Genomic DNA, 13,790 nt, shown 5'->3' with positions numbered 1-13,790 from the left:
ATAAAGAATTTCTTAGGCTTATTTCTTTCCATACTTAGATATTTTGTCATGATTGCAAAAAGGGCAACACTTCCCTTATTAAACCTACTTTCAGCGATTTCTTCATTTACAGAGTTAGTAATCCCATTTGACATCAATACATCTTTAAAAATTCAAATACCTTACCTTGCTCATATGTATTTAATTGTGAAACTTGTTGAATAACATTATTAACTTTTGGCATAAAAAATCTCCTAAATAGTAGCTATATAATATATTATAACTATATTTATAGAGGTTAATCAAATTTCAACAGTTTATTAAAACAAAGCCATAATTTCAACAGTTTATTAAAACAAAGCCAAAAAATAATAAAAATATAATACATTTAAGTTTCATAAAAATCCTCCCCCCTTTTTTATGTTATTTCTTAATATATTATATTTCGACACATATCAAAATAATTTCGACAATATTTAACTATTAAATATTAACCTATTATTGGATATTTTTCAACTACTTTGTAAAAATAAAAAAATTTGATTATAAATATCCGAAATATGTAAATTTTAAAATGTTTATATTATCAATATTATAATCAATTAGTATTTAATTTTCGATTTCTTCAATAAAAGTAATATTAATAAAAACTAAATTTGAAAATATATAGAAAAATATATTTGAACTATTGATTAAGGGAATAATTCCCTTTATATAGGGGGATTATGATATAATAAGTGTAATTTAAATAAAATTGTAAGGAGAATTTATATGGAAGAGAAATGGCTAACTTGGGCTAAACAAATACAAGCAATAGCTCAAGCAGGATTAGAATATTCAAAAGATAAATATGATAAAGAAAGATTTCAAGCATTAAGGGATTTATCTTGTGAGATAATGAGTGAATATACAGAAGTAAGTTATGATAAAGTAAAAAATTTATTTTGTAATGAAAGCGGATATCAAACTCCAAAGGTAGATGTAAGAGCAGCTGTTTTTAAAGATGATAAAATTCTTTTAGTAAGAGAAAGTATAGATGGTAAATGGGCATTACCAGGAGGATGGGCAGAATACAATTTATCTGTTAAGGAAAATGCAGCTAAAGAATGTATGGAAGAAGCAGGTGCAAAGGTAACACCTATTAAGCTTATATCAGTATTAAATAGAAGTTGGCATGTTAATGACAACTATCCATATGGAGTGTATAAGATTTTTGTTTTATGTGAGCTACAAGATATAGAATTTAAAGAAAACATAGAAACATTAGAATGTGGATTTTTTGAATTAGATAAATTGCCACCATTGTCAACAGAGAGAAATACAGAAAAGCAAGTAGAAATGTGTTTTAGGGCTAATATTGAAAGAAATAATGAAACTATTTTTGATTAATGAAAATAAATCAAAGGAATATAAAAACGTGCCATAGTAATACTACGGCACGTTTTAATTTTGTATGTTAGATAAATTTAAGGCTTATGCAACCTTTTTATAAAGTTAAACGTCTATTATATGAATCGGTTCTAAGAAATAAAATTTTATATAAGTAGCTAAATATTTATTTAAAAAAGATGTAACCTTTTTAAACGCTTAGACGTCTATTATGTGAGTTGATTTTGGGGAGGAATAAATAAAAATGGTCAATGAACTATTGTTTAAAAGAGCTGTGAACGGCGATAAAGAAAGTTTTATAAAGCTTATAGAGCCAATTAAGGCAAATTTATATAAAGTAGCTTTTGTATATTTGAAAAATGAAGATGATGCTTTAGATTGTATTCATGAAGCAATAATAAAAGCTATAAAATCAATTAATACTTTAAAGGAGCCACAATATTTTAATACGTGGATAACTAGGATAACAATTAATGTTTGTAAGGATTATATAAGAAAAAATAACAGAGTTGTTTTAGTAGATATAAAACATTATGAAAATGACTTATTTACTGAAGATAATCAAAGTGATGTTAAAGAAGATATTAATAATGCTTTAAATAAATTATCAGAAAGTGAGAGGGAATTAATAGTAATGAGATATTTAGAAGATAAATCATTAAAGGATATAGCTTTTAAAACTAATAAACCATTAGGAACAGTGAAAAGTAAGATAAACAGAACTTTAAAGAAGTTAAGAGTATACATGGGGGAGGCGTAAAATATGAAAAAGACAAACATAAATAACGTAAATAGAGATAATGGAAATTTAGGCGATTTAAATAAAAGCAATATAAATCTAGAAGATATAAACATAGATGATATAAGTGTTTCTTCAAAGTTAGATGATATTATTAAAAATGCTGTAAATGAAGGGTATGAAGAGGTAGATAATAAAAATTATAAAAGTGAGAGGTATAGGAATATGATGAATAGTAATAATAGAAAATTTAAAAAAGGTATAGTTGCAGCAGCTATAGCAGTAGCTGTAGGGGTTACAGCCTTTGGAGTAGCTTTCGGTGATGAGGCACTTGCAACAGTTAAAATGGCAATGTTTGATATTGGAAAATATCTGGGAATAAATAAGAATTTAGAAGATTATAAAACAGTAGTTAATAGTGCAGTAAGTAAAAATGGAATAACAGTTCAATTAAATGAAGTTATATTAAATAAAGATGAAGTTATTTTATCAACAACAGTAAAATCAGATAAGGAATTAGGAGAGAATGGAAATATATCTTTATTTGGTAGAGTATACGTTAATGGAAAGAAAGCATCTAGTTCAGCAAGTGGAACAAGTAAAGTAATTGATGAATATACACAAGAAGAGGTAATGTCTTATAATTTAGATAAAGAGTTATTACAAGGAGATTTATATGTAGAAGTAAAATATGATGAAGCATATGTTTATATAAATGGTGAAAAAGATGAAGTTAAAGGTCCTTGGAATTTTGAATTTGAATCTAATGGAGATGCTTTAATGATAAATACAAATACCATAGAACTTAATAATTCATTTGAATTAGAAAATGGACAAAAGATAACCTTAAATGAATATGTAAGTAATGATATGGGGCAAAAGATTTATTATTCAGTAGAAAATAAAGATAAAAACAATGTATATGATGTAGTATTAAGAGGATATGATGATTTAGGAAATGAAGTAGAGTTTTATAGTTCATATGAAGAACTTACTAATGGTTTAATGAAAAATCAAACAGAAATTTTAGAAGAAGCAACAACATTGATATTAACACCATATGCTGTAGCATACCCAAAAGAAAGTGGTAAGATGAGCAATGATTATAAGCAAGTAGGGCAAGAGTTCACTATAAGAATAAAATAAATTGTCTTATGGAAAATAAAAAAATTTATTTAATCAATTAAGAAAATAGAAATTTTATTACTAAATCAAAGGATATAAATACAGAGAAATAGAATTTGCACAACTAATTTATAAATTATTATATTTATGTTATAAAAAGGCAATTAATACAATATAATATCATATAAAATAGGAGGTTTTTTATATGATTAAAGTCAATTTTAAAGAGTTTAATGAACTTAATGTGACAGATGAAAATGGGAAAGGGATTATTAGTTTTAAGAAATCAAAAGCATTACCTACAAGAGAACGTTATTTAGTTATTAATGCTAATGATGAAAGGATAGGAAGTATAGAAAAAATTAGATATAACTTTGGATTGGTTAACTTACCTGAAATAGATATCAAAATTAATAATGATAAAATTAAAATTAAAAAAGATATGCAAGAATTAAAAGAATTTTATGAGATTACAGGTAGTGAATTTTCAATTGATGGAAAATGGCGAGAGCAATTTAATATTTCTAAAAATAAAAAGGTATTAGCTACAGTTAATGTACAAAATGAAGAAATGGGACCGACCTATTTAGTCGATGTTATTGACAAATCAAACGAAGAACAAGTTATATGCATTTTATTTGCTTTAAGTTGGATTATGTAAAAATAAAGCTATACCTTTTAAAGTATAATCCGTAAAGTAGGCGGAATTTGGTAAAAAAAGTATAGCTTTTATTTTATTAAGTTTATCTTCTAGGATTTTCAAATGAAGGTGGTGTTGGATTTGGAGCTTCATGAGAAGGTCCTGGATTTGATAAATTAAAGTATAATTTAGAATCTTCAGTAACTCCAAAATCTTTATTAGAACCTGTATTTTGAACTTTATTCAAAGCTTCTCTAAATAAGGCATTATGAGCTTCTTCTCTATTAAGTAAGAAATCTATGGTTGCTCGTACTTCTTTATCTTCTATTTGTCTATAAAGATATTCATATACAACCTTAGCTCTTTGTTCAGATGCTATATTAGATAATAAATCTGCAACTAAATCTCCAGTAACAGTTACATAATCAGCAGTCCAAGGTGCACCTGAAGAATTTATAAGTACTGGTGATAATCCACATTGTACATGTGTTTGAATTTCACCGTTACATACTTCAGTATTATTAACATCATGACCATTTAATAGGTTTATTGTTTGTGCCACCATTTCCATATGACTAAGCTCTTCAGCCCCAATATCTAAAAATAAATCCTTTATTACAGGATCCTTTATTCTAAAGCTTTGAGAGATATATTGCATAGCTGCTTTAAGCTCTCCATTTCCACCACCTAGTTGTTCTTGCATTAGAACCGCATATTGAGGATTTGGTCTTTCTACCTTAACTTCATGTAATAGTTGTTTTTTATGTTCAAACATATAAAGTCCTCCTAACTAAATATACTATCAAAGTTATTATTGGTATATTTAAGTTAGAATATTCAACATGTATATATTACCCGGGGTCAATCCAATATATGGATTGACCCCGCGGGTAGTATTATTCATTATCTATAAAATCTAGGAAAATTTTAATTTTAGAATCAGTATTATTTTTATTCCATGAGATAGTTGAATTAACATATTCATTTAAGAGGAATAAAAACTAAATCATTTGATCTATAATTGTCTTGAAATTTAGGTAAAATAGTTATGCCAAGTTTAGATTTTACCATTAAAAGTGATGTTTCTATTGAATCTACAGTATGTTTAATGTTTGGTGAAAATCCAAATGATACAAAGGCTGAAATTATAGAATCAAAGGGAAAAGGTGAAATAGTACGATCAATAAATATAAAATCCTCATTGGATAATTCATTTCTGTTAATTGAATTTTTATAAGAAAATTTATGTCCAGCATAAACAACTACGCATAGTGGACAACTAGAAACTACTTTACTTTTAATAAACGGATAACTATCTATAGCAAAATCATAACCAAAAACAAAATCAATTAAGTTGTTTTGTAATTTTTTATAAAGCTCGTCTATATTTCCTCTAATTATATTTAAACTAATTTTAGGATACTTATCTTTAAAATTAGAAATTAATTTAGGTAAAAGTATATTTTCATATCCTTCTAAAAAACCAATAGTAATAGTTCCAATATACCCAAAAGAGGCTAAAGATGCTTTGTTTACAGCATTATTTAAGGTTTCTATTAAAGATTTTGACTCAATAAAAAAGACATCGCCTGAAGGGGTTAACTTTACAGAATGTTTATTTCTAATAAATAGTTTAAATCCTAAGTTATCTTCAAGGTTTTTAATTTGCTGACTTATGGCAGTTTGAGATAAGTAATTTTCTTTGGCCGCTTTAGTAAAATTAAGATGTTCTGCTACTGAAATGAAGTATTGTATTTGCTTAATATTCATATAAATTTGTCCCCCTATTAAATTTCTAAAAATATAAGCTAATTAAAGATAGTTATTTTTGGAGTTGTAATAAGTTTTTCTTATAAGTTAATTGCAAATTGTTGTTGGAAAAAATTTCATAAATTTATTATAATTCAATTAGTAAATGTTTACAATAACAAATTAAGTAAACTATTTTACAAGAAAATAAATATGTTTTTAATCATAGTAATGTCAGAGGAAAAAATAATCAATCTATCTAGTTAAGAAAATAGGGGGGGAAATTAATGAAAAGAGATTTTATTAAAGCCTTAGCAATAATGGTTACAGCAACTACGGCTATTAGTACATTTGTAACACCAATAACAAGTAATGCAGATACTGGTTTTACAGAAACAGAGGTACTATACAATGGAGAAGATACAGGAATAAGAATAGTAACTAATAAAGATGGAGCAGAACTTGGATACTCAAAGGATTCAGGGGTAAATATTTTAGTTGAAGATGGAAAAGCCTTTAAAGATTTAGATAAAGATGGGGAATTAGATATTTATGAAGACTGGAGATTAACAGTTGATGAAAGAGCTAAAGATTTAGCTAGTAAGATGAGTGTTGAAGAAATAGCTGGACTTATGCTATATAGTGCCCATCAAGCTATTCCATCACCAGCAAGTGGATGGGGAAGTGGGACTTATGATGGAAATCCATATGAAGAGGGAGTTACTGATCCAGCTCAATTAACGGATCAACAAAAAAGTTTTATAGAAAATGATAACCTGAGACATGTCCTTATTACAACAATTAAGAGTCCAGAAGTAGCGGCTAGATGGAATAATAATGGTCAAGCTTTTGCAGAAAGCTTAGGTTTAGGAATTCCACTTAATAATAGCTCTGACCCTCGTCATAGTACAGACTCAAGTGCAGAGTATAATGCAGGTTCAGGTGGAACTATTTCAATGTGGCCTTCATCTATTGGTATGGCAGCAACTTTTGAACCAAGATTAGTAGAAGAATTTGGTCAAGTTGCATCTAAGGAATATCGTGCATTAGGTATTGCAACAGCTTTATCACCTCAAATAGATTTAGCTACTGATCCTCGTTGGAGTCGTGTATCTGGTACTTTTGGTGAAAGCTCATTATTATCAACAGATATGGCTCGCGCATATGTTGATGGATTCCAAACAACTGAAGGAACAGATGGATGGGGAAATAAAAGTGTAAATGCAATGGTTAAACACTGGCCAGGTGGAGGAACTGGAGAAGCGGGAAGAGATGCTCACTATGGTTTTGGTAAATATGCAGTTTATCCAGGAAACAATTTTGCAGAGCATATGCTACCATTTACTGAAGGGGCATTTAAGTTAAATGGAGGAACAGGTTCAGCATCTGCAGTTATGCCATATTACACAATATCATATAATCAAGATCCAACAGGTGGCAATGTAGGTAATTCTTATAGCAAATATATTATCACAGATTTATTAAGAGAAAAGTATGGATATGATGGAGTAGTTTGTACAGACTGGGGTATAACTAAAGATGATTTAGGATTAGATGTATTTGGAAATACTCCATGGGGAGTTGAACATTTAACTACTGCTGAAAGATTCTATTTATTACTCCAAACAGGAATAGACCAATTTGGAGGCGTTAATACTTCAGAAGGAATTTTAGCTGGTTATGAATTAGGAGTACAAGACAAAGGTGAAGAATTTATGAGAACTCGTATGGAGCAATCAGCTGTACGTCTTTTAAGAAATGTATTCCAAACAGGTCTTTTTGAGAATCCATATTTAGATGTAGAAGAGTCAGTTGAAACTGTAGGTAATGCAGAATTTATGGAAGCAGGTTATGAGGCTCAATTAAAATCAGTAGTAATGCTTAAAAATAAGGAAAATGTATTACCATTAAAGAGTAATGGTAGTGAAAAGGTAACAGTATATATTCCACAAAAATATATACCAGAAACTACAGATAGATTTGGTAATGTAACTCCTGCATCATGGGAAGATGCAGTTAATATGAATATTGCCAATAAGTATTTTAATACTACAACTAACCCAAGTGAAGCTGATGTAGCTCTTGTATTTATTGATGATCCAGATCCAGGGCTAGGATATAGTGCAACAGATAAAGAAAATGGAGGAAACGGATTCTTACCATTAACATTACAATATAAAGAATATAAAGCAGAATATGCTAGAGAGACAAGTATTGCTGGTGATACAAGGCCTACAGATGTATTAAATAGAAGCTATAAAGATAAAGTAGTTACAGCAAATAATACAAAATCATTAGATATAATTCTTAATACTAAAGAAGCTATGGGAGATAAGCCTGTTATAACTTGTATTAATATGACTAACCCAATGGTATTTAGTGAATTTGAATCAGAAGTTGATGGAATAGTATTAGGATTTGGTATACAAGATCAAGCATTCTTAGATATTTTATCAGGTGATGTTGAACCATCAGGATTACTACCATTACAAATGCCAGCTAGTATGAAAGTTGTTGAAGAACAATCAGAAGACTTAGCATTTGATATGGAATGTCATGTTGATTCAGAAGGAAACGTATATGATTTTGCTTTTGGTTTAAATTGGAATGGAGTAATTAACGATGCTCGTGTTGAAAAATATGCCAATAAAACTGAAACTGATGAGGATAAAGCTAATAAAGAAGCAGCAGAAAAGGTAGCTAACTTAATAGCAGCTATACCAGAGTACGTAACTATTAATGATGAAGTGGCGATAGTAGCAGCAAGAACAGCTTATGACGCATTGACTGATGCTCAAAAAGCTCTTGTAAATAACTATGACTTCTTAGTTAAAGCTGAGAAGGATTTAGTGGCACTTAAAGAAGCAGCAGCTGAAGAAAATGCTAATAAAGAAGCAGCTCAAAAGGTAATTGATATGATAAAAGAATTACCTACAAAGGTTACTAAAAATGATGAAGCTAAAATTAAAGCAGCAAGAGCAGCTTATGATGCTTTAACAGACAAACAAAAAGAATTAGTAACTAACTATGATGATTTAGTTAGTGCTGAAAAGAAATTAGCTGACATCAAAAATCCAACAAATAGTGGAACTACTGGAGGTTCAAGTAATAGTAATAAAGGTAATTCAGGTAAATTACCATATACAGGTGCAGCTGTAGGTAGTGGAGTAATAGCTTTACTAGGAGCAATAACAGCAGTCGCAGGTGCATTTATCAGTAAAAAGAAAAAGAAATAGCACCCCAGGGGTCAATAAAAAGCAATAAAAAGCATGGTATTTTAATGAATACCATGCTTTTTATTGCTACTGGGGAATTTAATTTATAATAGACCTTATAATTAATCCTGTCCCTGCAAAAATTGATCCAAATATAAGTAAAACTTTTAGTAAGGGCATCGGTAAAAGTCCCATTTTAAGTGAGAAAAATATAGAAATAGTAATTAGCAACAGTCCAAAGGCTATGAGTATAAAACCTAAAACAGCTCTTTTTTTATTAGTAAATAAGATAAATACTCCTATAAGTAAAGAGAGAGAAGTGATTGCAAAGTTTACTCCACCGCCTAAAGAATTCATAAATCTCATAGGGGTATATACTATTGTATTACTTATTATATTTATAATGCCGAAGATGATAAGAATTACACCTATGCTTAGTGATATTAATTTTTTTTGTGAAAGATACCGTAACCTATTTGTAGATAATAACTTTGACTTATTGGTAATAAATAATATTGGTTTATTTTGAGTAAAATTTGATACTCTATATTCTGATAATATTTTATTTTTATTTGTATATGTTTTATAATTTCTTTTCTTTGAAGGTGGTATATTAATACATTTTAAAGATGATGGAATAATAGAATTATGAGATTTATAATGTTTCAATCCAGGAATATATCTAGCTGGATAGTGTTTAAACTTCAAGATAACCACTCCCTCAACTTATCACTATTAATATATGAAATAGAGGGATATATGGTGCAATAATAAAAAAATTTCACAGTAAAATTATTTGATGCTAATGGAGTTAATAAATTTGAAAATGATCCAATGGTTATTATTAATGGTCAACCTTTATTATTTAAAGGAACTAACCGTCATGATACTGATCCTGTTTATGGAAAATACGTTCCAAAGGATGTATATGAAAAAGATATAGAAACAATGAAGAGTTACAATATAAATGCAATTCGTACCTCTCACTATGCTAATGATGAATATTTATATTATTTAGCAGATAAGTATGGAATGTATGTAATGGGTGAAACAAATGCAGAGTGTCATGCGCTTATGTGGGATCAAGACCCTGTGGCACAATATTTAAAACCTCTTACAATGGATAGAACTAATACTTCTTTCCAAACATTAAAGAATCAAACTTCTGTTGTAATGTGGTCTATTGGTAATGAAATGGATTATACAACAAATGGAGCAGATAATTTATATACTGATATGATTGCTTATTTCAGAGATAGAGATACAACAAGACCAGTTCATAGTAAAGACAAAGGAAGAAATGGTGGAACAGATACAGATAGTAACATGTATCCAACTGTTGGGACAGTTCAAGATAAGGCAGGAGAAGGCAAGATGCCATATGTTCTTTGTGAATATTCTCATGCTATGGGTAATGCTGTAGGTAACTTAAAGGAATATTGGGATGCTATAAGAAGTGGAAGTAATATGCTTGGTGCATTTGTTTGGGACTGGGTTGACCAATCTAGAGCTATATCTTTAGATAATCTTCCAAAGAATTATAGTATAACAGATAAGAGTAGTTTTTCTTCAACAGGAACAGTTTATTTTTTGCTACAATAAAATTAGTTACGAATAAAGTATAGATACTAATTTTAATATTTTTTTATATAAGAAGTAATTTATATAACATTACAGGAATTGATATGATTTTACTAAGGATCAAATCTGAAGGCTTATCATATATATTCCTTCCGATTATATCTTCACTTTTTCTAATTAACTTAAACTTCAAAAGGGAAAAGGATAGAAGTTAATGTCTGTGCTGTATTAAGAAGACTAATATATGTATAAAGGGTAAAATTTATTTTGGCTTTACTGTTTTTAGTATACAATAAATATAATGATTGATGAACAATTGTATTATAATGTGAATAGGAGGCAAAATTTATGGTACAAATTAACACAGAAAATATAGTTACATTAGAGATTGCTAAAAAAGATGAATTATCTAAATTTAAAAGAGATTTACAAGAATCATTTGCTGTAGCAGTGATTGAAACATTTGGTTCTGTATTAGATGGTCCAATCCCTTCTGATGAAGATATAGATGCGTCTTTTAATACTCCTGGAGCAGTTATTTATCATATACTATCAAATGGTAAAAGGGTAGGAGGGGCAGTTGTTGTTATTGATGAAACAACACAATATAACTCTTTACATCTTTTATTTGTATCTAAAGGTGAACATAGTCATGGTGTAGGATATAAAGCTTGGAAAGCTATTGAAGAAAAGCACCCTGAAACTAAAATTTGGGAAACTCATACACCATATTTTGAAAAGCGTAATATACATTTTTATGTGAACAAATGTGGTTTTAAAATTGTAGAATATTTCAATAAAAATCATCCAGACCCACACATGACAGAAGGTGAAGATTTAGCAGGAGAAGAAGATTTTTTCAGATTTGAAAAGGTTATGAAAGGATAAACTTTAATAAAATATAAAGTATTAGAGAATTAGATTAATATATTAGGGTTAAAAAGGAGAGTGATAGTGTGAATATATGGGGAATAATATGTTTAATATTAGCAGTAATTTTTTCTATACTAGCAGCTGTTTTCGCTTTGTTAAAAGAAAAAGGTGCTTTATTAATTAGTGGATTTAATACTCTTTCTAAAGAGGAAAGAGAAAAGTATGATAAAAAGAAAATTAGTGTAGATATGAGAAACTCTCTTTTTATTTGGGCAATAATTTTATTTTTAGGAGCAATTTTATCATATTATATAAGCAAATATTGTGCAATTATAGCAAGTATTATTTGGATAGTTATCTTCTTTAAAGATGTTCATATTGATTCAGAAAAAGCATTTAGAAAGTATAAAAAACTATAATAATTTTTATATTACTAGTCACTTAACTTTAAATAATAAGGAACTAAAGAGTTAATGTTGTATAAAATAATATACAACTCTTGAATAAGAGGGAATTAGGTTGAATATAGGCAATTTATGGAGGAATTTAACTTTAGTAGAATTATACTTAGATATTGATAAAGCTTTACAGAAGTAATATAATAAAAATTGAAAATAAGTAATTATTTGGAATATGATGCGATAGGATACATATTTTTTATTAAGAAAATAATTAATAGTAAATAAAGCCTAAAAATAGAGTAGATTTACAAAGGAACATTGCAAATTTAGGGGTAGAAAATGATGAACTAATTATTTTTAGATGTATATTGGCTTGTATGTGTCTGGTATTTAATGCCGAATATTTATGTGATTAGGGGGGAGAAGTAAATGATTAGAAGAAATAAGGCAATAACAGCAGCAATATTAGCTACAGTTGTAACATCACTTGTAGGACAAGCCTTTCCTGTTTATGCAGAAACTAATTTAGAAGAAAGAGTTGCATCAACAGCTTATACTAAAGAAATAAATCCTTGGATTGGTGGAAAAACTGAAGAATTAATTCAAGCTGAAACAAAGCTTGGAGTAGATGATAAAAAATTTACTCATAAAGAATACACTGGTACTACTTATACTGATTTAAATGGAAATACAGTTAATGGTGCTAGTGTTTTTGGTATTAATAGAGAAGAGGTAACAACATCTACAATCGGGTATCAAGATGTTGAATCTGCAAGACTTGGGGCTTTAAATTATGAAAAGGAAAGATCTAATTATTATCAACTTTTAAGTGGAGAAGGTAGTGATTGGGATTTAACTGTAGTTCAAAATGCAGAAGAAGCTCAAAAGTTCTTAGATGGTGGGTTCATGAATGAAGACTACACTATGAATGCTGAAGATGGATGGAAGAATGTACAACTTCCTGCAAGTTGGACAAGCTATGGATTTGACTTCTCAATTTATACAAATACTGAAATGCCTTGGCAAAGTCAGTATGATTCAGGTGTGTCAGTTCCACAAGCACCAGTGAATTATAATCCAGTTGGATTGTATAGAAAAACATTCACTGTAAATGATGCAATGTATGAACAAGATGGTAGAATTTATATAGCTTTTGAAGGTGTTGAATCTGCGTATTATGTATACGTTAACGGTAAGGAAGTAGGATATAGTGAAGATTCATATAGACCTCATAGATTTGATATTACAGATTATTTAAATGGAGAAGGTGAAGAAAATACTTTAGCTGTAAAGGTTCATAAATTCTGTGATGGTACTTGGATGGAAGACCAAGACATGTTCTATGATGGTGGAATCTTTAGAGATGTTTATATAGAATCAGCTCCAAATGTTAATATTTTTGACTATTCTGTAGTTACAGATTTAGATGAAAACTTTGTAAATGCTGATTTAAACTTATCTTTAAGAATAAAGAACTTAGCTGAAGCAAAAGCAGCAGGATATACAGTAGATGTAAATTTATTTGATGCTAATGGAAATGATAAATTTGCAAGTGATCCAATGACTATTAATGTTTCAGATATAGATGCGGAAGGTGAAGTTACTGTAGATGCTAGCAAGTTTGTTGAAGCACCAGAACTTTGGTCTGCTGAAAAACCTAATCTTTATACTTTAGTAATGACTATAAAAGATGCTAATGGAAATGCACTAGAAAGTATTTCTCAACAATTAGGATTTAGAGAAATTTCATATACAAGATCTGAAATTGATTCAAATAATAATAATATAACTTCAGAATATGAAGCAATAACTATAAATGGACAACCTTTATTATTAAAGGGAACAAATAGACATGATACTGACCCTGTTTATGGTAAGTATGTTCCAAGAGAAGTTTATGAACAAGATATAGAAACAATGAAGAGTTATAACTTAAATGCAATTCGTACCTCTCACTATGCTAATGATGAATATTTATATTATTTAGCAGATAAGTATGGAATGTATGTAATGGGGGAAACAAATGCAGAGTGTCATGCACTTATGGGTAACCAAAATGCAGTAGCTCAATATTTAAAACCTCTTACAATGGATAGAAC

Annotated in this window: 12 protein-coding genes and 1 pseudogene; 9 read left to right on the top strand and 4 right to left on the bottom strand. The window is 28.9% G+C overall.

Translation table 11 applies throughout. The features are described from left to right. Positions 1-24 precede the first annotated feature (24 nt). Positions 25-223: pseudogene (locus HMPREF0216_RS16850) on the bottom strand (IS1595 family transposase); the annotation flags it as partial. Positions 224-750: 527 nt separating this feature from the next. Between HMPREF0216_RS16850 and HMPREF0216_RS14150 the strand changes: the two are divergent. The 4 genes from HMPREF0216_RS14150 to HMPREF0216_RS14135 all read left to right on the top strand — a co-directional run bounded on the left by HMPREF0216_RS14150 (position 751) and on the right by HMPREF0216_RS14135 (position 3,893). After that, entirely contained in the window at positions 751-1,368 is a 618-nt protein-coding gene (locus tag HMPREF0216_RS14150) for an NUDIX hydrolase N-terminal domain-containing protein (RefSeq protein WP_005215628.1), read from the top strand. Between the two features lie 244 nt (positions 1,369-1,612). After that, positions 1,613-2,128 carry a sigma-70 family RNA polymerase sigma factor gene (locus HMPREF0216_RS14145; protein ID WP_005215626.1) on the top strand — a complete coding sequence of 172 codons (516 nt, stop codon included), beginning with the start codon at positions 1,613-1,615 and terminating at the stop codon, positions 2,126-2,128. Between the two features lie 3 nt (positions 2,129-2,131). After that, the gene (locus tag HMPREF0216_RS14140) at positions 2,132-3,253 is read left to right on the top strand and encodes a DUF4179 domain-containing protein (RefSeq protein WP_005215625.1); all 1,122 of its coding nucleotides are present in this window, start codon (positions 2,132-2,134) and stop codon (positions 3,251-3,253) included. Between the two features lie 184 nt (positions 3,254-3,437). Continuing rightward, entirely contained in the window at positions 3,438-3,893 is a 456-nt protein-coding gene (locus HMPREF0216_RS14135; protein ID WP_005215621.1) for an LURP-one-related family protein, read from the top strand. An 82-nt stretch (positions 3,894-3,975) separates the two neighbouring features. On the opposite strand, the gene HMPREF0216_RS14130 is transcribed toward HMPREF0216_RS14135, so the two are convergent. Both HMPREF0216_RS14130 and HMPREF0216_RS14125 read right to left on the bottom strand, forming a co-directional pair. Further along, on the bottom strand, positions 3,976-4,647 hold the full coding sequence (locus HMPREF0216_RS14130; protein ID WP_005215619.1) for a manganese catalase family protein: 672 nt from the start codon (positions 4,645-4,647) through the stop codon (positions 3,976-3,978). A 206-nt stretch (positions 4,648-4,853) separates the two neighbouring features. Then, the gene (locus tag HMPREF0216_RS14125) at positions 4,854-5,642 is read right to left on the bottom strand and encodes a LysR family transcriptional regulator (RefSeq protein WP_005215617.1); all 789 of its coding nucleotides are present in this window, start codon (positions 5,640-5,642) and stop codon (positions 4,854-4,856) included. A gap of 266 nt (positions 5,643-5,908) precedes the next feature. Here HMPREF0216_RS14125 and HMPREF0216_RS14120 point away from each other — a divergent pair, with 266 nt between their 5' ends. Beyond that, entirely contained in the window at positions 5,909-8,857 is a 2,949-nt protein-coding gene (locus HMPREF0216_RS14120; RefSeq protein ID WP_005215615.1) for a glycoside hydrolase family 3 N-terminal domain-containing protein, read from the top strand. Between the two features lie 78 nt (positions 8,858-8,935). Here HMPREF0216_RS14120 and HMPREF0216_RS14115 read toward each other — a convergent pair whose 3' ends face one another. Next, entirely contained in the window at positions 8,936-9,544 is a 609-nt protein-coding gene (locus HMPREF0216_RS14115; RefSeq protein WP_005215613.1) for a hypothetical protein, read from the bottom strand. Positions 9,545-9,670: 126 nt separating this feature from the next. On the opposite strand from HMPREF0216_RS14115, the gene HMPREF0216_RS14110 reads away from it, so the two are divergent. The 4 genes from HMPREF0216_RS14110 to HMPREF0216_RS17415 form a co-directional block, all read left to right on the top strand. Beyond that, positions 9,671-10,438 carry a glycoside hydrolase family 2 TIM barrel-domain containing protein gene (locus tag HMPREF0216_RS14110; RefSeq protein WP_005215611.1) on the top strand — a complete coding sequence of 256 codons (768 nt, stop codon included), beginning with the start codon at positions 9,671-9,673 and terminating at the stop codon, positions 10,436-10,438. Positions 10,439-10,765: 327 nt separating this feature from the next. Continuing rightward, on the top strand, positions 10,766-11,305 hold the full coding sequence (locus HMPREF0216_RS14105) for a GNAT family N-acetyltransferase (protein WP_005215609.1): 540 nt from the start codon (positions 10,766-10,768) through the stop codon (positions 11,303-11,305). Positions 11,306-11,373: 68 nt separating this feature from the next. Continuing rightward, complete coding sequence (locus tag HMPREF0216_RS14100) at positions 11,374-11,709, top strand: DUF3784 domain-containing protein (RefSeq protein WP_005215604.1); 336 nt, start codon at positions 11,374-11,376, stop codon at positions 11,707-11,709. A gap of 411 nt (positions 11,710-12,120) precedes the next feature. Continuing rightward, a partial coding sequence (locus HMPREF0216_RS17415; RefSeq protein WP_005215601.1) for a glycoside hydrolase family 2 protein occupies positions 12,121-13,790 on the top strand: 1,670 nt, incomplete at its 3' end.

Source organism: Clostridium celatum DSM 1785 (assembly GCF_000320405.1).
Taxonomy (GTDB): Bacteria; Bacillota; Clostridia; order Clostridiales; family Clostridiaceae; genus Clostridium; species Clostridium celatum.
Note: the sequence above shows the minus strand (reverse complement) of the source record. Positions and strands in the feature narration are given on the sequence as shown.